This is a genomic window from Streptomyces sp. SID3212 (assembly GCF_009865405.1).
GTDB lineage: Bacteria > Actinomycetota > Actinomycetes > Streptomycetales > Streptomycetaceae > Streptomyces.
Genome location: NZ_WWJY01000270.1, coordinates 1 through 248, shown reverse-complemented (window position 1 = coordinate 248; position 248 = coordinate 1). Strand labels below are relative to the sequence as shown.

Here is a 248-nt window from a genome sequence, read left to right as displayed (position 1 = left end):
CGTCGGCCGCGGCCGCTCCACCGCGGGCTGGCGCCGCCTGGAGCGCAGCTCCGGCTTCCGCGCCCCGCACAGCTGGCAGGGCTGACCCGCCCCGCCCCACGAGCACGGCTCGCAGGTACGACAGCGGCCCCCGCACTCACCGAGTGCGGGGGCCGCCGCGCGTGACCAGTGGGGTGTGGGTTTAGCGCAGTCGTGCCATGAGTGCGTGTTCGACGAGGGTGATGAGGCCGCTTTTGGCGTCGGCGCGG

The 248-nt window shown here is 75.4% G+C and carries 2 pseudogenes; one reads left to right on the top strand and one right to left on the bottom strand.

Annotation, left to right across the window (positions count from 1 at the left end):
* Window positions 1-85 (top strand): annotated as a pseudogene (locus GT042_RS08120) (acyl-CoA carboxylase subunit epsilon); the annotation flags it as partial.
* Window positions 86-181: 96 nt separating this feature from the next.
* On the opposite strand, the pseudogene GT042_RS08115 reads toward GT042_RS08120, so the two are convergent.
* Window positions 182-248, bottom strand: a pseudogene (locus tag GT042_RS08115) (ATP-binding protein); the annotation flags it as partial.